At 35.1% G+C, this 20,171-nt stretch carries 16 protein-coding genes and 1 pseudogene; 5 read left to right on the top strand and 12 right to left on the bottom strand.

Annotated elements, in window-relative coordinates; genetic code table 11:
• Nucleotides 1–45: 45 nt before the first annotated feature.
• From dapF to OTK00_RS03315, 7 genes and pseudogenes are all read right to left on the bottom strand, one after another.
• The gene (gene dapF, locus OTK00_RS03345) at nucleotides 46–882 is read right to left on the bottom strand and encodes a diaminopimelate epimerase (RefSeq protein ID WP_045169042.1); all 837 of its coding nucleotides are present in this window, start codon (nucleotides 880–882) and stop codon (nucleotides 46–48) included.
• 25 nt (nucleotides 883–907) lie between these two features.
• Nucleotides 908–2,251 (bottom strand): annotated as a pseudogene (locus tag OTK00_RS03340) (PFL family protein); the annotation flags it as partial.
• A gap of 47 nt (nucleotides 2,252–2,298) precedes the next feature.
• The gene (locus OTK00_RS03335; RefSeq protein ID WP_029228822.1) at nucleotides 2,299–2,568 is read right to left on the bottom strand and encodes an ACT domain-containing protein; all 270 of its coding nucleotides are present in this window, start codon (nucleotides 2,566–2,568) and stop codon (nucleotides 2,299–2,301) included.
• A 45-nt stretch (nucleotides 2,569–2,613) separates the two neighbouring features.
• Nucleotides 2,614–3,537, bottom strand: coding sequence for a carbohydrate kinase family protein (locus OTK00_RS03330; RefSeq protein WP_045170234.1), 924 nt, complete (start codon nucleotides 3,535–3,537; stop codon nucleotides 2,614–2,616).
• A 221-nt stretch (nucleotides 3,538–3,758) separates the two neighbouring features.
• Nucleotides 3,759–4,283, bottom strand: a complete 525-nt coding sequence (locus OTK00_RS03325) for a hypothetical protein (protein ID WP_268760831.1) — start codon at nucleotides 4,281–4,283, stop codon at nucleotides 3,759–3,761.
• Between the two features lie 43 nt (nucleotides 4,284–4,326).
• Nucleotides 4,327–5,070 carry a hypothetical protein gene (locus tag OTK00_RS03320; RefSeq protein WP_241765541.1) on the bottom strand — a complete coding sequence of 248 codons (744 nt, stop codon included), beginning with the start codon at nucleotides 5,068–5,070 and terminating at the stop codon, nucleotides 4,327–4,329.
• A gap of 230 nt (nucleotides 5,071–5,300) precedes the next feature.
• Complete coding sequence (locus OTK00_RS03315; RefSeq protein ID WP_268760830.1) at nucleotides 5,301–9,821, bottom strand: Ig-like domain-containing protein; 4,521 nt, start codon at nucleotides 9,819–9,821, stop codon at nucleotides 5,301–5,303.
• A gap of 136 nt (nucleotides 9,822–9,957) precedes the next feature.
• On the opposite strand from OTK00_RS03315, the gene OTK00_RS03310 reads away from it, so the two are divergent.
• The 3 genes from OTK00_RS03310 (at nucleotide 9,958) to OTK00_RS03300 (ending at nucleotide 13,105) form a co-directional block, all read left to right on the top strand.
• Nucleotides 9,958–11,091, top strand: a complete 1,134-nt coding sequence (locus OTK00_RS03310) for a hypothetical protein (protein WP_014043029.1) — start codon at nucleotides 9,958–9,960, stop codon at nucleotides 11,089–11,091.
• A gap of 446 nt (nucleotides 11,092–11,537) precedes the next feature.
• Nucleotides 11,538–12,101, top strand: a complete 564-nt coding sequence (locus OTK00_RS03305) for a transposase (protein WP_241765460.1) — start codon at nucleotides 11,538–11,540, stop codon at nucleotides 12,099–12,101.
• Nucleotides 12,098–13,105, top strand: a complete 1,008-nt coding sequence (locus OTK00_RS03300; protein WP_232841444.1) for a transposase — start codon at nucleotides 12,098–12,100, stop codon at nucleotides 13,103–13,105. The genes OTK00_RS03305 and OTK00_RS03300 overlap by 4 nt, the downstream gene beginning before the upstream one ends.
• A gap of 203 nt (nucleotides 13,106–13,308) precedes the next feature.
• Here OTK00_RS03300 and OTK00_RS03295 read toward each other — a convergent pair whose 3' ends face one another.
• A complete protein-coding gene (locus OTK00_RS03295; RefSeq protein WP_045168612.1) occupies nucleotides 13,309–14,256 on the bottom strand; it encodes an ISNCY family transposase in 948 nt (315 codons plus the stop codon).
• A gap of 173 nt (nucleotides 14,257–14,429) precedes the next feature.
• Here OTK00_RS03295 and OTK00_RS03290 point away from each other — a divergent pair, with 173 nt between their 5' ends.
• Nucleotides 14,430–15,284 (top strand): hypothetical protein, encoded by an 855-nt coding sequence (locus tag OTK00_RS03290; RefSeq protein WP_045170236.1) that lies wholly within the window; start codon nucleotides 14,430–14,432, stop codon nucleotides 15,282–15,284.
• Between the two features lie 265 nt (nucleotides 15,285–15,549).
• On the opposite strand, the gene OTK00_RS03285 is transcribed toward OTK00_RS03290, so the two are convergent.
• Nucleotides 15,550–16,980, bottom strand: a complete 1,431-nt coding sequence (locus OTK00_RS03285) for an ISNCY family transposase (protein ID WP_045169044.1) — start codon at nucleotides 16,978–16,980, stop codon at nucleotides 15,550–15,552.
• Between the two features lie 171 nt (nucleotides 16,981–17,151).
• Here OTK00_RS03285 and OTK00_RS03280 point away from each other — a divergent pair, with 171 nt between their 5' ends.
• Nucleotides 17,152–17,901, top strand: a complete 750-nt coding sequence (locus OTK00_RS03280) for a fumarylacetoacetate hydrolase family protein (RefSeq protein ID WP_045170238.1) — start codon at nucleotides 17,152–17,154, stop codon at nucleotides 17,899–17,901.
• A 167-nt stretch (nucleotides 17,902–18,068) separates the two neighbouring features.
• Here the strand turns inward: OTK00_RS03280 and OTK00_RS03275 are convergent, their stop codons facing one another.
• From OTK00_RS03275 to OTK00_RS03265, 3 genes are all read right to left on the bottom strand, one after another.
• A complete protein-coding gene (locus OTK00_RS03275) occupies nucleotides 18,069–18,602 on the bottom strand; it encodes a hypothetical protein (protein ID WP_268760829.1) in 534 nt (177 codons plus the stop codon).
• Nucleotides 18,559–19,284, bottom strand: a complete 726-nt coding sequence (locus OTK00_RS03270; RefSeq protein ID WP_045170239.1) for a hypothetical protein — start codon at nucleotides 19,282–19,284, stop codon at nucleotides 18,559–18,561. The genes OTK00_RS03275 and OTK00_RS03270 overlap by 44 nt, the downstream gene beginning before the upstream one ends.
• 85 nt (nucleotides 19,285–19,369) lie before the next feature.
• Nucleotides 19,370–20,098: a tetratricopeptide repeat protein gene (locus OTK00_RS03265; protein ID WP_045170240.1), complete on the bottom strand. Its 729-nt coding sequence runs from the start codon at nucleotides 20,096–20,098 to the stop codon at nucleotides 19,370–19,372.
• Nucleotides 20,099–20,171 lie beyond the last annotated feature (73 nt).

Here is a 20,171-nt window from a genome sequence, read left to right as displayed (position 1 = left end):
AACCAAGATAAGAGAGCTTTTTTCTGTAATTTCTAAAAATAATCTTTAATCCAAATACTCTCCAACAAAAACCTCCTCGGCAGGTCCTGTCATGAATACTGTGCCATCATCTTGCCACTCTATTTCAAGCATGCCAAAATAAAGGTGGACGTTTACCTTCTTTTCTGTAAAACCGTTCAAGTTTGATGCTATCACAGAGGCACAAGAGCCTGTTCCACATGCAAATGTAGCTCCGGCTCCTCTTTCCCACGTTCTCACCTTAATATTATTCTTGTCAATCACCTGAACAAAATTGACATTTGTTTTCCTTGGAAATACCTCATGCCTTTCTATTTTAGGACCTAAAGTATAAATGTCAACCTTTTCTACATCATCAACAAACAACACTGTGTGAGGAACACCCATCAACAGAGATGTAATCTTATACTCTTTACCATCAACCTCTATTGATGTATTTATAGCATCGCTTTCTGGGTCGCCTTGCATAGGAATATCCTTTCTTTTAAAGCTTGGTTTTCCCATGTTGACCTTTACCTTCTCCACAAGCCCATATTCATTTAAAATAAGCTCTGGTTCTATTATTCCTGCCAATGTCTCAACCTTGAATTTGTCTTTTTTTACTATTCCTCTTTCAAACACATATTTAGAAAAGCACCGAATTCCATTTCCACACATCTCAGCCTCAGACCCGTCTGAGTTTATAATTCTCATCCTGATATCAGCAAGCTTCGAATCTAAAACAAGCAGCAGTCCGTCTGCTCCAACACCAATGTGTCTGTGGCACATCCTCTTTGCAAGAGAGTTGTAATCAATATCCTCTTTGCCTCTTGCATCTATTACAATAAAGTCATTGCCAAGTCCGTGCATCTTGGAAAAAAGCATTTTTTGTACCTCCTTTTCAAAATTTTTAGTTTCTAAGCGAAATTATAGGTGGTGGAACTCTTCCTCCACGTTCAATCAACCTTTTTGGTGAGCTTCTATTTATTTTCATCACTTTTGAACCTCCCAAAAGCCCACCAAAGTTAACCTCATCGCCTTCTTTTTTACCATACGCAGGAATGACTCTCACAGCAGTTGTTTTGTTATTATATACACCAATTGCTATCTCATCTGCTATCATCCCTGAAATCAATTCAGGTTCAACATCTCCCGGCACAACAATCATATCAAGCCCAACAGAACAAACACTTGTCATAGCTTCAAGTTTTTCCAACGTAAGCGAACCACTTTCAACCCCTTTTACCATTCCACTGTCTTCTGAGACAGGAATAAACGCACCAGATAAACCCCCTGTAAATGTTGCAGCCATTGCACCGCCTTTTTTAACTGCATCATTTAAAATTGCTAAAGCAAATGTTGTTCCATACCCTCCAACCTTATCTATCCCAATTTCTTCAAGTATCTCCGCAATACTGTCACCTACCTTCGGAGTTGGCGCAAGAGACAAATCTACAATCCCTGCAGGAATACCAAGTTTCTTGCAAGCATACTGCAAAACAAGCTGACCGGCCCTTGTTATTTTAAATGCCATCTTTTTTATTGTCTCATAAATCTCATCAATTGAAGCGTCTTTCTTCTCTTCCAATGCTCTTTTCACAACACCAGGGCCTGAGATTCCAACATTGATGCTGCAATCTCCCTCGCCTGTCCCATGAAACGCACCTGCCATAAATGGATTGTCATCTGGTGCGTTTGCAAACACAACAAACCTTGCACATCCGAAACTGTCTTTGTCTTTAGTTTTTTGTGCAATCTCTTTTATTATAAACCCAAGATGGGCAATCACATCAAGGTTAATACCCGACCTTGTTGTCCCAACATCAACCGAAGAACATAGTCTATCTGTTGATGCCAACGCATCTGGGATAGAAGATATAAATTTCCTTGTATTTTCATCATAGTTTTTGTGAACAGCAGCAGAGTAACCACCTATCAGGTCAACCTCAAGTTCTTTGGCAATATCATCAATGGCAGTTGCAACCTTTATGAGGTCTTCATATGAATAAGAAAAGGTCAAAAGAGAAATAGGTGTTAGCGCAACCCTTCTGTTGACAATTGGAAGTCCAAACATATCCTCAATCTCATTTGCCACATTTTTGAGATTCCCCGCATATTTTATAATCTTTTTTCTCATGTTATCAATAAACCTTTGGGGAATGTCAGAGCTACAATCAAAAAGGCTTATCCCCACTGTGATTGTTCGAATATCTAAATTGCTTTGCTTCACCATATTGATGGTTTCAATTATCTCCTGCGATGTAAACTTTCTGCTTTCATCTCCTCAAAAAAGTAAAATTACTATATCCTGTTTATGCTATTGAAAAGGTCTTCGTGCTGCATATTTACATCAACGCCTATTTCCTGCCCTTTTTTTATGAGAAGATCTTTCAGTTCAGAAAACTTCAATTTGCAATCTTGAAGGTCAACAAGCATTATCATTGTAAAAAATCCCTGCATAATTGTCTGGCTTATATCAAGAATATTTACATTGTTCTGGGCAAGTAAGCTCGAGATTGCCGCAATTATGCCAACTTTATCTTTACCCACAACCGTTATTATTGCTCTCATAATTCTTTCCCCCAAAAAATTTTTTAATAAAGGGCTTTTTGAACTTCAAAGCCTTTCTAAAACTTGAGTGTACTCAGGAATTGCAGGAATAGCACCTTTTTTGGTTGCACAGAGAGCCCCTGCTATGTTTGCCTTTCTTACAATTTTAATAATTTCATCTTCTGAAAGATTTTCAACTGGCAAAAACTTTGAAATTTCGTACAAAACCATGCCGACAAAGCAGTCTCCACATCCTGTTGTGTCAACCACATCAACTTTTATTGTATCAACAAAATATGACTTCTCCTTAAAGAAAACCATACTACCTTTTTCGCCAAATGTCACAAGAAAAATCTTTACCTTATCTTTTATTCTATTATAAAAGTTATTTACGTCCTTTTCATATAGCAAAACCTCTTCCTCAGACATCTTCAGAATATCAACAAACCCACTCTCAACAGGTTCAATCATGGTATCCAAAGCCTTTTTTTGGCTTTCCCAAAGGCTACTTCTGTAATTTGGGGCATATGAGATGACGCTGCCACTTTGTCTTGCAATCTTTAAAAGCTCTAAGGTGGTTCTTTTGTTTTGTTCATATGTCATTGTAAGTGAGCCAAAGTGAAATATATCAGCTGACTTTACGATATTCATATCAATATCTTCCACTCTCAGGTAAACATCTGCACCATATTTTCTTGAGAACGAAAAAGACCTCTCGCCCCTGCTATCAAGCTTTACAAACGCAAGTGTCGTAAAATATTCATCTGTTATTTTAACATTTGAAATGTCAACACCACAGGCAGAAAGGCTATCTATAATCATTTTTCCAAACATGTCATTCCCAACTTGTGAAATTAAATAGGACGTTCCTCCAAACTTTGAGATAGCCGCTGCAACATTTGCCGGTGCACCACCCGGGTTTGCTTCAAAAAGGTTTTCTTTTACATTCAAAAAATCTATCAAAACCTCTCCGTAGCAGACAACTTTCAAAAACTAGTAGCCCCCTTTTCTTTGAGTATAACATTATTATAGAACATTTAATATTCACAAGTGAATAAGATATAGAGGGATAAATAAACCTTGTGAGAAACCTTTTAATATACTCTTAAGCATACTTTTTAAAAGTTCTTTACAGAAGAAGTGTCAAAATTTTTTATAGCATATTAAAAAATAAGGGGCTCTTCTGCCCCTCTCAAAAGTCCTCAATATCATTAAACACTAATATCATGCACACTCTTAATACTTATATTCTTTACCTTCTCCTTCTCAAACACATCCTTTACCCTCTTTGTAACTATTAAAGATATACCATCAAGCAGGTTAAAATCACTGCCGTCCCAGTCCTCAGGCTCAAAATACCATCCAAACTTCCTTATCTTCTTAGTCCCATCCAGCCTCTCCTCTACTATCTCGCGATATAAATCCCACCTGTTTCTCAATATATTACTCACAACACTTATTCCCCAGTAACCTTCGCTTATTACACCCTTCCTCTCATCCTTTATCACTACCTTAAATTTCCTCCAACCCGTAAGTCCATACCTCTCCAAAATCTCTATCACCCTGATCGACACTATCAGTATGTCACTTCCTGTGGTAAGAACATCTGATAACCTTTTATTCCTTATCCTCCAAAACTCTATCGCCCCTTCTTTTTCCACTATCTCATGCCCTCGTCTTAATATCTCTAAATATTTACCACTTAAATAGTCTTCCTGTCGCAATTCTACTTGCATTGAGCGCCAATCAGATCTAAGATGATAAAAATTATCATAAAAGCTAAAATCTAACCCTTGTGAACCCATATCTATCCGCTATCTCCCTTCCTTTTTCTATCACTTCAATTATATCAATATCCTCTATCCGATCTCCATGTTTTCTCAGCAACTTCCTCATTTCCTCTAACCATTCTCTATTATAATCATACTTTTTCTTCAAATGGTCCTTTGCATCCCACAGCCCCAAAAACCTCACATCGTGGACATTCAACCCCGCTCTTTTAAATATCGATTCATAAAGACCACCTTCCCCAAATAAACTCTGTGGAAATATGTGGTGAACTTGATATGCCTTGTTTGCCAAATCCTTTATGTTATCTATACCCAGATATTTATACAAACAATCTCGATAGTTGGATTCTTTGAAAGCACTCACACCCAGCGACTTTGCCAGCTCATCGCCGCTATTTATAAAATATACTAAATCTTCTTTATTTTTTATCTCTCTTGTATTTTTAAAAATCACAGCCAGTCTTCTTTCGGCATTCTCCAACCCCTCGTGAATGCTCAAATAAACTGCCTCTCTGCCATACTCTTCTGATAATTCCATCAGTTTTTTGTAATGTGAGTCTATATAGATATTTAATCCTTGGGTAAAAAATTCGCCTATCTTATTATACAGTCTTCCTGCCGCTGATATTTCAGAATTCGACAATTTCCTGCAAATTTTTTCGGCAAACTCAGGTGAATATTTCGCAACAGAGTTCCTGAATTCTTTACTTGAATTTTTCTCTATTTCATCCAAATATTTAAGCCACTTTTCAATATCATCTGCTCTTCTTATATCATTAGCATTTAAAGTTAAAAACAGTAACCTTTCAACTTTCTCGATACCTGGAATCTCTTCGCCAGTTATGATGTCTTCGCCTGCTAATATTTCTATGATATCTTTAATACCACAAGGATCTAATAATCCTAAAATAGCTGAAAATAGAGTTTCGCTTGTTGATGCTCCCTCAAATTTTACGATAGGCTCTATGTTTCTAAAAACCGTGTATGTCTATCTACAATAACCTTAGGATTTACTTGGCGTAAAATTGAGCAATATTTGTGCCCTTCAAATACACAATCATTTATAAATACTATTGTTTTGTGATAATAAGCATGTATTCCAATGCTATTGTTTCTAAATGCACAGGATAAAAATAGAATGTTTTTTGAGCCTCTTTGCAGTGTTCTAAATGCCGGTTCATCTTTGCTGTTATTGCAGTTTTCGAATATACATTCATCAAACCTCAAATTTGCATCCTTGCTGTCAACTATAACAGGGGCACTATAAAATATGCTCTTATTTATCCTGACAGGTTTGATATTTGCGCAAAGCCACAGCCCGGCTGTTGAGCAGCTATGGAATGTGGTATTTGAAATCAAAAGCTGGGAACCCTGCGGAGAACAAACCGGGCTTACATATACACCCGTCTTCACATTCTTAAGTGTGCAACCATCTATCTTAACATATCCCTTGTGTCCTATGCTTAAAAAACCCGCAAATGAAGAAAGCTCTATATTCGTAATTTCGCATCTGGGTTGGTTACCACACTCCATTGGGGCTACTACCGCAAAAATGGTCATTCTTGAAGTATATTCTCTAATTGCTTTGAGTGTATTGGACTTTGATGAATTATTTGGATTTCCTATTTTCACATAAGTTTTTTTGTTAGGTCCACCTATTTTTAAAGAGCCGTAAACTTTAAACAATTCAGGGTATTTGCTGTTAACATAAATAGTTGAGCCCTCACAAATTATTAACTCTTCATCCGGTTCAATCAGAAGTTTTTCATCATTTCTTGAGCAAAAAACTATGTTTTTATTCAACATTGTAACTTTGCTTCTTTTTCTGGAATTATTTAAAGTTTGCTGCTTTTTGTAAAGAGAGTATGTTGTTGTTAAGATTACATCCTCAACTGTGTTTCTTTTCACATAAAGCGGAAGCTCTTCTCTTAAATAGAGGAGTGCTTCTTCATAGTCACATCCCCACAAAGTTGTTTCAGTGTTAGGATCAAAAGCTTCATCACCAGGAAATAGATAAAACTCAACACTATCACTCAAACCATCTTCATCGCTATCAACAACAACCGGATTTGTCCCTGCTTCTATTTCCTCAAGATCGCTCAAAAGGTCGCAGTCGGTATCATAATCGATAGGAGATGTTTTGTATTTAAGTACCTCATCGTAATCTGAAAGTCCATCCTCATCACTATCAACTTTGGTAGGATAGCTTACAAAATCCCAAATTTCTAAATTTTCCAGCAATCCACCCCATGGAAGTTCCAGTGTTATTTTCTGGGAGTTCTTTAGCTCCTCAGAGTCAGTAAGTCCATCTCCATCAGTGTCGGTAACACTGTCGTTTAAATCTGGAGCTTTTTTAAGTTTGATTATATCCAGATTGGACAAAACAATCCAGCTGCCATCATTGACATATTGGTTTGCTAAATCAATTAACTTTTCAAGTGTTGAAGAAAAGTCAGAATAGATGTCTGCAAAAATACCTTTTGTTTGGCTGGAAAAAGCAAAATACAATTCTTCAAACGACGTAGGACTTACAACTGAAACAATAATATTATCACTTTTGAGTCTTTCTATTATCTCATCTGCTGACTTTATTCCAAACCTGTTCTCAAGCTTATAGTTGGCATCTGTTAAAACAACTATGAATTTTGTGCTGTTTTCTCTAAAGCCAAGCAACCTTGCAGTTTCAAGAGCATCAATCAGTGTCTCAGGTGTATCGCCACCACCATCAACTTTTATACTGCCGAGTGCATTTTTGAAGTCATCTGCTGATGAGAAAAATCCATGACCTACTGTTGAATTTGGACCATCACATGTTATATCTTTGTATGTTACAAGCCCCAAATTTACACTAATATCTTTTGTTTTTAGCTTATCTACAAAATTGTTAATGTTTTGCTTGACAGCATCTATTTCGTCTGACATTGAACCTGTTGTGTCTATAACAAACACAATATCAGCCTGCCCGGAAGGTGAAACAGTCCCACTTTTTAAACCAGTGATGTCTAAATATTTCTTAAGATTTATAAGATAGTATACACTGAAATGATTTGTTTCAACAGTAATAGTTTTTGAACTCTCATTATATGTTGCCTTTGGTAAGCTAAACTTGCCGCCTTTGGTATCATAGCACACAACCGCAAAATGGCTCAGCTGATCTCCCTCTAAAACAGTGTCATTTAACCTAAATTGAAGCTGGGCTACTTCAAACGGTTCAAAACATTCAATTTTAACAGGTTCTCCTACTATAAAGCCATTTGCAAAAAATGTGGATGAATTATAAACTTTTTGGACAACAACACTGTTGACTATTTCACCCTTTGCTTTTATCTTGAGTCCAAAGACAACCTGTTCATTTTGATTAACACTTCTTAGCCTTTCGCCTGACACAACTTGGTAGATACTTTCTTCTCCATCAATCACGCCATTGCCGTCACTGTCTTTGCTAAGTGGATTTAAACCACTATCTACTTCTGTTTTATCAAACAAACCATCTTCGTCAGTATCTACTTTTATTGGATTTGTTTTTGAGATAAATATTTCATCATAATCACTAATTCCATCAAAATCTGTGTCTGCAAAAATTGGAGATGTAAAAGTCTTTTCTTCAGACAAATTATCAAGCTTATCATTGTCAAAATCTTCTTTGGAATCAATAATGCCATCACTGTCAGAATCAGAAATGAGTGGGTCTGTTTTCGAAATTTCAAGTTCAAAATAATCACTCAGTCCGTCATTATCAGAATCCTTAGAAAGTGGATTTGTGCCAAGCTCTGCTTCATAACTATCTTCAAGCCCATCTCGGTCACTATCCTGCACTTTGGAGTTCAAACCCTGCATGCTCTCTTTCTTGTCATTTATGCCATCAAAATCGCTGTCGAGGTTGCGAACATCTACTATTTCTTCGTTTGAATGACTCTCTCCAAAGCTGTTGTAAGCATACACCACGTAATAATATCTGCCATCTTCATAACATGTTGTATCTACAAAACTTGTATTTTTTGTCTTTGCTATTTCTTTGTAATTCTCTTCAGTTTCTGCTTTTCTCTTTACAACATAATATTCAGCATTGCAAACTTCATCCCATTCAAGATAAACATCTCCATAGACACTGTCTGCCATAAGAACAAATGGATAAGGATACTTGTCGTGGACAACAATCCTGCAAACATCAAAACTTCCTGTCTCAGGCAGATTTGCCTTAACCCTTGTCTCTCCTACTGAAACTCCTTTTACATTGCCCTGTGAGTCCACCTCAGCAATATCAGGATTTAAGCTAATCCACTCAATCTTGCCTTTATACCCTACAGGTTCAATTATATATTCTATCTTTCTGCTTTTGCCAATCTCTACATCCAAACGAGTCTTTGCAAAAGAAATCTGATATGGCACACCAGACTCTACAACAGTGACTTTACATACAGCCTTATATCCTCCATCCTTAGTTTGTGCAATTATATTTGTGGTTCCGGCTGCAACTCCTGTTACCATACCTTTTTGGTCTACTTCGGCAATTGAAGGGTTTTCGCTGCTAAAAATTACTTCTTGATTATCCGCCCACTCTGGAATAACTTTAGCAAATAAATATAAACTCTCACCTATTTCAATTTCCATTTCCTTCGGCTCTAAGCTGATGCTACAAACTTTTTTTGAGAATATCTGTATGTAATTTAAAACTGTTTTTGAATTACCGTGAAAAGATGTGCTGAGTGTAAGGTATTCATCATTTAAAATTACTTTCTTTTTTATCTGCTGAAATTCACCTCTTTTGAGTTTCAAATTTAAACAGAACTCCTGCCCTTCCACAATAACTGTGTTACATGTGTCCTTATTTGCACTCCCCACACTTATTACAACATCATAAGCTCCATTGGGAAGTTTTATCTGCCATTTATTGTTATGTTCTAATATCACGCCGGTACAAACAAGAGGGTCTTTGCAAGCATTATCCCTGAAGGTTTTCGCCTTCTTTTCAAATCCAAAATCAAGCCCGAATTGATTTGAAAAAACTTCACCACTGTCTGGTATAAAACCTTCTGTTAAAATATTATTTTGTCCTTTTATATACGGCTGAAAATTAATAGATATAAGAGAAGAGTTAAAATCTAAATTTGCAGCCTCTTTGTAAGCTATAGCCCTTTTTTCTTTTCCCGAAATGTTTTTTATCTCCCAAATCACCCTGTCACCAGTAAATAATGTTGAAAAAGCAGTTGCATGTTTCCCCGGTTCAAATCTGTAAATACAGTCACCTCTTTTGATATCGCCAAATAGTTTAGAGTGCCCTTTCGGAAGCATTATTGTACTCTTATTCGGATTTTCATATCCCCATGTTGCTTTATACTGGTTATTGTCAAGCCTCTCAACTTTTGTCACAAATATTGAAATGTCTTTTAGAACTTTATCTGAATACGAAAAAGCTTGATAGGAAAGTAAAATTGAAATTAAAAAAGACAAAAGCATAACAAAAGATATTACTCTTTTTGGCATCCTCTATACCCCACCATTTTTTTAATTTTATAATATCATATCCAGTTTATTTTTGTAAATATAGCTTGAAACAAATTAAAACTTAAGGTATGATAAAAATATGTAAATATTCGAAAGAGGTGAAAATAAATAATACATGCTTTTTGATGTTTTCTTCCAAAAATATGTTGAGGTTTTATCTGGAAAAAAATATAATAACGGTTTGTTCTATGTTGAGTTTCTTGAAAAAGAAATAGAAAATACTCAGCTGGAAATTTACCAAAAAGTATATTATGGTTCTGTAAATAAAGTTTTAGGATATTACATTCCTGACAAGCAGATAGGTTTTTTAAGAATTAAAATTGAAGCAGTTTTGCAGTTAATGCTTGAAATTTTAAAACTTGTTTACCAAAATGGTTTCACAATAAGTTCAGAAAAAGAACTTGCCCAAGTTGTTTATATTATTTTAAAAACCATTTATTCTCGCTTCGAATTTTACCACTTCTGTGATGTTTTTGCCAGAATAAATAACTGTAGTCGAATATGGCAGAAAGAAGAAGCTTTTGCTATTGCTTATTCTTATAATTTGATTATGGAAGAGAAAAAGAGTATTAAATTTCTGAAAAGAATGAACAAAAATCTTTTTGAATTTTTAATTGACAAGCTGTTCAATTACAGACCTGTAGAAAGCAATTACGACTGGTATGGATATACTAACAAAAATACTTTTGACAGTGCTTTCAGAAATTATATATATAGTAACAATCCGCATGCAAAAACAGTTGCAGTTAATTTATTTTTCCCTGATTCCTTTTATGGTTTATGTGCTGGTATGAGAAGAAAACGAATAGAAATATGGAGCCCTAATGAAGTCTTTTTACTTGCTTGTAAAGAAATTAACAAAGCTTTGAAAGAATCCCCAGTGACCTTTGAAATTTCTTATTTGAATATGTTACTTAAAGAGTTTGCTCGTTCTTATCTGGGTGAAAACATGTTTAAATGGCAAGATGAAGGATTTATTATTGATAAAAAGAACGGTTATTTAATTATCGACCCTGCTTCGACTGCTCTTTATTTTCAACTTCCAATTGAGATATTTAACAAGGTTAAATATGATAGTTTCTGTTATGCGAGAGCAAGAGTAGACTTAAATAGTGAAGAAGTGAAAGACAGTAAATATCTTTATTTTGTATTTATGTTAATACGAAAAGCTTCCACTCTGCACTATATCAAAGTATTGTCACACAGTCTTTATGAAGCTGAAAAAAGGAAACATAAAAATAGAGAATAAGAAAATTATTTGCTTTTTGAAGTATTAATATTCTAATGTCCTGAATTTAACTTTATTGGTATAATTTAATATTGTTAAATGCCATTTTGTTTTGGCAATTAGAGGAAATTGACAGGTGTTAATAGTTAAACGAAATTAAAAACTTTGGACAATACCTCTGTTTCTTGAAAAGTAGTTTGCTGTTGATGTCATGTTTTTTTCATTTTCGACACTTTAAGTTTTCAGAATTCAAAGTTGATTCTGGTGTAAAAAGCCTTTTTTCTTTATGAAGAAGTATAAATATAAAATTAGAATTGAATAAATAAACATAAAAATATATGTAGTACAAATTTTTATAGAATTATGTTAGAATCAAAGGAGCAAAAATTACGACAAATGGGGTGTTGTACTTGTTTAGAGAAAATAACAACCATCTCCAACAATCATTATTTGAAAGTGTTAACTTCATGGATTCAAGGATAAAGGCTAAACTTGAAAAATCATGGGCTCCCATATTTTATAAATACGTGTTCTGCAACATCGATGAAAAACCCTTTTCAGTTTTATACAGTGATACAGGAAGGGCTAACTTCCCGGTTAACATACTTCTTTCTTTGGAATACATAAAACACCTTAAAAACTACTCTGATGATGAACTTATCGAAAATTTCAACTTCAATTACCTGATAAATTATGCTGTAGGAATAAGAACATTAGGAGGTATGAACCTTTCAGAGAAAACCTTGTATGACTTTAGAACAAGGATATACAAATACCTCATAAAACATCCTGAACAAGAGGACTTAATATTCGGGCAGTTTTTAAATCTTACCATGATTTTTGCCAAAGAAGCAGGTATATGCATGAAAGAACAGCGGATAGACTCCACCATGTTCATGTCAAACATCAAAAAAGCAGGAAGAGTTGCCCTTGCCTTTGATGTACTTTACAGGGCAGTAAAATCCATTCCTGAAGACAGACTTTCAGAGAACCTAAAAAAGTTCTCAACCCTGAATTTAGGACAGAAGTGATACACAAAACCAAGCCTTCAGAAGGCGAAAGCAGGCTGGAAATGCTCTTGAATCTTTGCCAAGAAACAAAAGAAACAATTGAAAACATTTCTGAACTAAAAAACTCCGATGCGTATAGGATCCTTGAAAGATTTTTGTCGGAACAGGCGTACTACGACGAACAAACCAAGAAGCTCAAGGCCAAAGATAGCAAAAGTATACCCAGCGATTCTCTTCAGTCAGCATATGATGAGGATGCTACTTATCGCAAGAAGGGGAACAAAGCTGAAAGCGGATATGTTTTAAACCTTAGCGAAACCTGTGCAAAAGAAAATTCTTTTCAGCTCATAACAGACTATACGGTAGAAAAGAACATAAAGAGTGATGTAGAGCTTTTAAAAGAGAGACTACCTATTGTAAAACAGAATACAAAATGTCAAGAAGTCTATGTAGACGGTGGTTATTACTCCAAAGAAGTAGTACAAATTGCAAAAGAGAACTGTGTAGAAGTTCATTTTACTGATTTAAACGGTAGGAAGCCTGTTAGGATGTCAGTGAGCGAATATGAAATAGATGAAGAGACGAAAGTGATAAAAAAATGCCCAAGGGGAATAATACCCATTCATGCAAGTGTTAAGAAAGGGCAGACGGTAGCCCATTTTCCAAAAGAAGCCTGTGCAAAGTGTGAATTAAAAAATCAATGTTATTGCAAAGAGCAGAAAAAAGATTATGTGGTGAGGGTAAATCTAAAATCGATAGAAGCAACCAAACAACGGGAAAAGATAGAATGCAGGTGTGAGGAAAACAAGAGCAAAAGAGCAGCAATAGAAGGTACTAATTCAGCCTTGAAGAGGGGTCATGGTCTTTCGAAACTTCGAGTAAGGGGACTTGTAAAATGTAGAGTAAACGTAGGTTTAAAGGTATTGGCCCAGAATTTTAAGCGTTTTGCAAGATACATGTTGGAGCGAGCTAAAAAAGCTATTGGAGAGAGCCAGGGGGGAAGTGCGCCCGTATTGGTACAATAAATGGTAATAACGTATTATAGAGGTAATACATAAGTTTTTCTCGGCAGATTTTAGACTGGATTTTTGTTATCATGGGCATAAATTACCACAATTTACCTGAATAAATTTTCAAAATACAGAAAGGCAGATTCTAAAATTGAGTTTTTACACTAGAATCTAAGTTGTTGAATAAATAATTCTACTATTAATGTAACTATATGGGACTATAAATTATTCCATGCATATTTAAAAGAAAATTTACAGTTTTCAATTTTTTGAATATAAAGCTCTATCAAATAAGTAACCATTATCCAGTCAACATGTCTCTTATATGTTCTAAAACCTCTTAGCCGTACTTGTTCTAAATTATATTCTCCTTTCAGCTTCCCAAATAATCTTTCAATTTTTATCCTTTGCTTATATACTCTTTGTCCTTCTTTACTTCTTAAAAATTCTATGTTTTGTGCTCTCAGAATATTTTTGACATTGTTAAAATCCTTAGTATTTCTCTTATTTATACCCGCTACAAACTTTATTCCAAGTCTATCAGCCACATCAAACCACTTTGTACAATCATAACCTGCATCTGCTAATATTACATCAGGTCCAAATATCTTAGCTTCATACAAAAGTTCTACCGCTTTACTATCATGAATATTTGCACATGTCAACCACCATACTATCGGTATGACCTCATCTTCAACTGTTGCTAGCACATGTAATTTATACCCATTGTAAAAACCTAAACTAACACATCTTCCTACTCCTGCTTCTCTATCACCCCTCGAGCTTCTCAAAGGTGTAGAATCTATAGCACAAACTCTTGTCTTGGGATCTATTTCTCTTACTAAAATTCTTGCTATTGCTTCTATATATTCTTCTTCAATCATTTTAGCCCATTTTGAAAAATATGAATGATCGGGGCTCTTTTCTATTCCTATGACCTTTCTAAATTCTTCATCTTCATTTATCTTGTACTCTAATTCCCTAAAGCTGTTTATCCTATTTTTGACTTTATAAACAAAACAAGCTATTATATGGCTCAGCTTAAATTTCTTCGGTCTTCCTCTTTTGTTGTTTTTTATCTTCAATCCTAAATCTTTTATTACTTTTTCAATTGTCATAAATATCTTTAAAAATTTTTGTTTTTGTGCTTTAATAAAATTAGTCATTGCCATCCTCCTTGCTTGGGTTTTTTAGTATTCTCTTCTTAAAATTTTATCTCAAGGAGGATGGTTTTTTCCATTTATAAATTTATTACTTTTATGTCAATATGTTTTATTCAACAAGCTACTAGAATCAATATTCAATACATGCAAAATTATTAGATAAAAGATATATCTTTGTGAAATTAATGCTATACTTTGATAAGAATAACAAATTAGAGATGTTTGAACCATTATTTATTTTTATTGATATTATAGCAAAAAAATATTATCTATTGTCTTCTCGACTATCAAAAAAAATAAAACATATCAACGTGGTCCAAGTACATCTGTTTGATTCTAAATACTTATTTTTTGAAATTAACAACCTTGGAAGTTCCGAAAAACATGATCTCCTTGTCAATAATAAAGAAGGAAGTGATATTGTTTCAACCGATCATTTTACTCAAAAGCACATAATTTATCCTATTGAACAATTAAAAGTTGATATTTTAAAAGATACAGTAGATTTCGAAAAATACACTTTTACATGTACTCAATTCGATGCTGTTTTACCCTTTTATTTCATTGAGAATGATAACTATTATTATCTTAAAACATATGTTAATGAAAATAAATCTGAATTTTACAAAATTAATCTTCTTGAGAAGAATAATTCTTCACATCTTATTTGTACCATCAGGGAAAAAATATTAGAAAATTCTAGTTATACCAATTACAAAATTATTAAAGTAAAGAAGATTGATAAAAAAGATGTTCTTTACATTGCAAGAGAAATAGTTGAAAATCAAGAAATAAGTATTATAGAAGCTCTCTATTTAGGAAAAAAAATAGTTACTAAGAATTACAACACATTTAAGTTTAACAAAAAAGAAAGATGTATAGATATTTGTGAAAGTGATGGCTACCTTGTAACAATGGAATATTTGGAGCCTAATAACACCATTTTTAAGTTTTTTTCACTTTATGATAAAAGATTACTACTACAAACCGAACCTTGTTCAAATATTTTGTATTTTAATAATCCTCTATAGCCGTTTGCAAAATGGTTGGTGATTGAAGGTAACAGATGCCAATACTAACATGAAATACTATCAAGATACAAAAAGAAAAGCAAAATGACAACCAAATATTATCAATGCAAACAAAAATAATCAGCAACAAACATATGACAAAAATTAACAATATCAAAAAAGACAATAGTATCCTAAGCCTTCTAGCTTCTTGGCTTTAGAAGGTTAAGTAAAAAACAAAGTCACAAATTTTTGGTAGATTAATGATTTAAGAAAAATTGTAGTTTTAAGCGATAAGTTTTTTGAGTTTGTTAAGCTTTTTGATAGTTAATTTAGAACAATAGAGTTTGATATTGTGAGCAAGGATAAACAAAAGTGAGTAAGTAATTGCAGAGAGTAAAAAATCAGAGAAGATAGAAATATGGTCATAAGTACAGATGACATCGGAGCCCATATAGGATTTTAGGTGATAAATAGTCTGCTCTACAGCGACACGTTTATTGTAGAGGTCTAAAAACTCTTGAGAATTTCTGTTGATACCTGGGGAAGAGCGAAAATCGTCAGGGTAAGTGTAGAACATTCTGCCAGATTTAGAGTTAGTACAAGGTTGAGGGCAAGAGCAAATGCGTTTGCCGTCTTTATAACAAGACATGGGGCAGACCCATTTAAGACGCACAGAACGATTTTTACCCTGACATTTGCCTTCAGGTTTAAAAGGTTGATTGAACTTTTTGCAGATAGGGACACCATCTTCAGATATAACGATATTAGGGTCTGAAGTAGGTGTAGTATTTTTAGAGGCTCTTGGATTTAGAGGGATAATGATTTTGGAGAAGTTGAAAGTGTTTTTTAAAGTTGAGTAGATGTTATGTGCATCCAAGGCACTGTCAGCGATGAAAGTGGAGAAATTTTTGGGAATGTAAGAGAATAGAGTTTCGAGCGAAGGAAATAAAGCTTTAGAGTCAGAGATAGCCTTTGCTTCTTGAGGGTCAGAAGAAGGAGAGTCAGAGTTAAACAGAGGTACTAAAGCCAAAGGAATACCGAGAGCATTGGTAATGACAGCGAATTTTAAAGCCCAGCAGAAATGGCCATTTACGAACATAAGACGGATATTAGAATTAGCATTAGCAGTTTTAGGCAAGGAAGAATAAACAAGAGAGTAGATTTTATCAGAGGACAGCTCAGGGTTAGCTTTTGAGGTATTTTTCAAGAGAGATTGAATGAATTTAGGGTTATTTTCACGGACCTTTGGGACAATACCGGTTGTATCGAAGATTAAGATTGAAGCAAGTTCAGGGGATTGCCTAAGAGAAATATTGTGTGCATGGATAGAGATATTTTGAAAAAGTTTATGGATTTCGTTGTTGAAGATTTTTCTGAAGCGAGAGAAGGTTGAAATAGAGGGAACATTACCATTTAAGTTACAGAATGAACGAAGTTCATAGGAGTTAAGAAGCACAGCGCGGAGCTGAGTAAGAGTATTGAGTTTGAGTAATTTTTGGACAAAAAAGCAAAGGAGCATAGATTCTAAGGAGAAGCATCTATGCTTACCAAAGTATTTGTAGTAGGCATTGTAGAAAGAAGAAGGTATGTAGTCTGATAAGTTGATGAATTTATTGAACAAGCCCAAGAGGCTTTCAGGCTTGTAGAGAGCCGAAGCCTTTAGGTGGGAGAATAGATCGAGGAAAGAAAGTTGTTTAGGTTTGTTGTTGAACATTTTGGACCCCCTCCTCATAGTAGAAAATTTGTTTTATATAATCATATTTTACTACAACTATGAGGAGGGTGACCAGACTTTTTCGAATCTTTATAAAGCTTGATAACGCTCATATTGAGCGTTTCTGCAAAAGGCTAATTATCATTCAGTGTTGTGAGGTGACAGCTATAAATGAAACTTGGAAGATTTTTTTATGCAAACAGGACATTCTTTGGACTTGTGGAAGATGATATTGTAAAACCTGTTAAAAGTATAGACCCGCTGATTGTAGATAGCCAAATTTACCCAAAAGATCTCCTTAAAATCCTGCCGCCTGTAAAACCTTCAAAGATAATCTGCGTGGGACTTAACTACAGGGACCATGCATGCGAATTAAAGCTTGAAATCCCTGAAACACCGGTTCTATTCTTAAAACCACCAACATGTGTGATTGGACACATGGAGAATATTATATACCCCAAGCATATGAGCAAACAAGTGGACTATGAGGGCGAGCTTGCAATTGTCATAAAAAAGGAATGTCGAAATATCACTCCCGGGCAGGCAAATGAGTACATACTGGGCTATACATGTGCAAATGATGTTACAGCAAGAGATCTTCAGCCAAAAAATGGTCAGTGGACAGTTGCAAAGTCATTTGACACATTCCTGCCTCTTGGTCCTGTTATAACAGATGAGATTGACCCCAATAATAGCAACATCAGGACCTATCTGAATGGAAAGCCTGTTCAAAGTTCAAACACCAGCAACTTCATCTTTCCTGTGGAAAACCTGGTAAGCTACATAAGTTCAATAATGACTTTAAAGCCATTTGATGTGATTATAACCGGCACTCCTTCAGGCATCGGTCCAATGAAACAGGGTGATGTGGTTGAAGTTGAAATAGAAGGAATCGGAGTGCTTACAAATTTTGTTGTATAAATTGCCTGTGAGTTTCAAAGGAAGCAGGCTGTTATTCCTTTTTTACCGGGAATAACAGCCTATTATTTTAAATTACTAATAATCCACAAAAATATTACACTGCAGAGTTATCGCACTATTTTATTGCTCTGATAAATTTTGAAAACTGGCTAATAAAAATTTATTAACTATTCTTCATCGTCATCATCAAGAAACAAATCTTCATAATCAGGGACTATTCCCGATTCTTCAGCAGGATCATACACTTCCTCGCTAATAGGTTCGTCTCCAAATCTGACATTATATTCAAACAGCTCAAAAAACCTGTTCATTCTTCTTATAAACTCTTTACATTTTTCTATTAATTTCTTTTTCCCCTTTTTTGATAATGTCATATCATAAGCAAACCACAGCTTAACTTTAAATAAGTTTTCACCAACTCTCTCAATTTGTGTCAATTCAGCATGAATGTTGGGCCAGAAAATGTTGAACGTTGCATCGTTAGGAAAATAACCTTCTATGTTTAGAAGAGTAATTTCACAAAAGTTGTGTATGAACTCAACAAATACATCTTCGAATTTTATAATATCGTCTGATTGAACTCTGCCATTGACTCTAAATTCATACTCTAAAATAACATAGGAAGGGATGCTCATCTTTTCAACACCTCCATTTAATCTACTTTTCAGAACTACATTCAAACAAAGGTCCGCTTTTATCATACACATCAAATATGCTCGGAAGCCCCAGTATCTTTTTGCCCTCCTCATACCAGTGCCACGGGTCATCCACAAGTTCATCCTCATCAGGCGGCATCTTTTCTTCTTTTATAACACCAATAATGTTACTCATTATCTTTTTTATCCCCTCCGGGTCTTTCTTGAGAATGCATTCCGCAAAACCACCCGGAATTACTCCTCTTCTACCCTCCATTAATCTTTTTATCTCAACAGCTTTCTGCAGATTCCCTGTATAATACTCGGCTGTTGCCCATAATACATAAAAATCAGAATGACCCCATGGTCGCAATGCCAGTACACTTCCTTCTTCTCTCTTCTTCTCATACACCCTTCCAAATATCCTGCTCGCCTCTGCAAACTCTTCCTTCATCTGCTCTAACTCACCTATCCATCTCATATGCTTGGCTATCCTTGCTATATTTATAGCTACCGAATCACTCTCATATCCATATTTAACTTTTACTTCTTCTACAAGCTCTCTTCTCTTCTCTATGCACTTGAGTATATATTTCCTGCCCTCTTCATACTCCCCCAGATACATATATGCTCTCCCTAAAGTCAGTGCCCTTAAATCATGCAGAAAATACCCCTTGCTTAACATATCAAACTCCTCTTCAATCATCTTTTTAAGCCTTTTACTGTTGAGCTTTATCTCCCACCACATAAGCAAACTTCCCCCTTTTAGCCTGGATATTTTAAAACCTGCTCCCTATAAAAAAACCATCCCTCAGGTTGATTCTAATTTGTACTCAGCCATTCTCAAACTCAGAGTAATTGAATATGGGGGGAGTTTTATCATACACATCAAATATGCTCGGAAGCCCCAGTATCTTTTTGCCCTCCTCATACCAGTGCCACGGGTCATCCACAAGTTCATCCTCATCAGGCGGCATCTTCTCTTCTTTTATAACACCAATAATGTTACTCATTATCTTTTTTATCCCCTCCGGGTCTTTCTTGAGAATGCATTCCGCAAAACCACCCGGAATTACTCCTCTTCTACCCTCCATTAATCTTTTTATCTCAACAGCTTTCTGCAGATTCCCTGTATAATACTCGGCTGTTGCCCATAATACATAAAAATCAGGATGACCCCATGGTCGCAATGCCAGTACACTTCCTTCTTCTCTCTCCTTCTCATACACCCTTCCAAATATCCTGCTCGCCTCCGCAAACTCTTCCTTCATCTGCTCTAACTCACCTATCCATCTCATATGCTTGGCTATCCTTGCTATATTTATAGCTACCGAATCACTCTCATATCCATATTTAACTTTTACTTCTTCTACAAGCTCTCTTCTCTTCTCTATGCACTTGAGTATATATTTCCTGCCCTCTTCATACTCCCCCAGATACATATATGCTCTCCCAAGCGCTATCAATGTAGATGTACCTCTATAGCCTCTTTGATAAAAATCCAGCTCCTCTTCAATCATCTTTTTTAGTCTTTTACTGTTGAGCTTTATCTCCCACCACATAAGCAAACTTCCCCCTTTTGGCCTGAATATTAAAACCTGCTCATTTTAAAAAACCATCCCTCAGGTTAATTCT

Source organism: Caldicellulosiruptor morganii, from assembly GCF_026810225.1.
Classification (GTDB): domain Bacteria; phylum Bacillota; class Thermoanaerobacteria; order Caldicellulosiruptorales; family Caldicellulosiruptoraceae; genus Caldicellulosiruptor; species Caldicellulosiruptor morganii.
The sequence above is the reverse complement of the archived record's forward strand: the minus strand, read 5'-3'. Positions and strand labels throughout refer to the sequence as shown.

What these genes read in the sequence shown, in the direction of transcription:
- dapF (WP_045169042.1), bottom strand. Translation starts at nt 882, where the DNA reads ATGCTTTTTTCCAAGATGCACGGACTTGGCAATGACTTTATTGTAATA.
- OTK00_RS03335 (WP_029228822.1), bottom strand. Translation starts at nt 2,568, where the DNA reads ATGAGAGCAATAATAACGGTTGTGGGTAAAGATAAAGTTGGCATAATT.
- OTK00_RS03325 (WP_268760831.1), bottom strand. Translation starts at nt 4,283, where the DNA reads ATGCAAGTAGAATTGCGACAGGAAGACTATTTAAGTGGTAAATATTTA.
- OTK00_RS03315 (WP_268760830.1), bottom strand. Translation starts at nt 9,821, where the DNA reads ATGCCAAAAAGAGTAATATCTTTTGTTATGCTTTTGTCTTTTTTAATT.
- OTK00_RS03310 (WP_014043029.1), top strand. Translation starts at nt 9,958, where the DNA reads ATGCTTTTTGATGTTTTCTTCCAAAAATATGTTGAGGTTTTATCTGGA.
- OTK00_RS03305 (WP_241765460.1), top strand. Translation starts at nt 11,538, where the DNA reads ATGGATTCAAGGATAAAGGCTAAACTTGAAAAATCATGGGCTCCCATA.
- OTK00_RS03295 (WP_045168612.1), bottom strand. Translation starts at nt 14,256, where the DNA reads ATGACTAATTTTATTAAAGCACAAAAACAAAAATTTTTAAAGATATTT.
- OTK00_RS03285 (WP_045169044.1), bottom strand. Translation starts at nt 16,980, where the DNA reads ATGTTCAACAACAAACCTAAACAACTTTCTTTCCTCGATCTATTCTCC.
- OTK00_RS03280 (WP_045170238.1), top strand. Translation starts at nt 17,152, where the DNA reads ATGAAACTTGGAAGATTTTTTTATGCAAACAGGACATTCTTTGGACTT.
- OTK00_RS03275 (WP_268760829.1), bottom strand. Translation starts at nt 18,602, where the DNA reads ATGATAAAAGCGGACCTTTGTTTGAATGTAGTTCTGAAAAGTAGATTA.
- OTK00_RS03270 (WP_045170239.1), bottom strand. Translation starts at nt 19,284, where the DNA reads ATGTGGTGGGAGATAAAGCTCAACAGTAAAAGGCTTAAAAAGATGATT.
- OTK00_RS03265 (WP_045170240.1), bottom strand. Translation starts at nt 20,098, where the DNA reads ATGTGGTGGGAGATAAAGCTCAACAGTAAAAGACTAAAAAAGATGATT.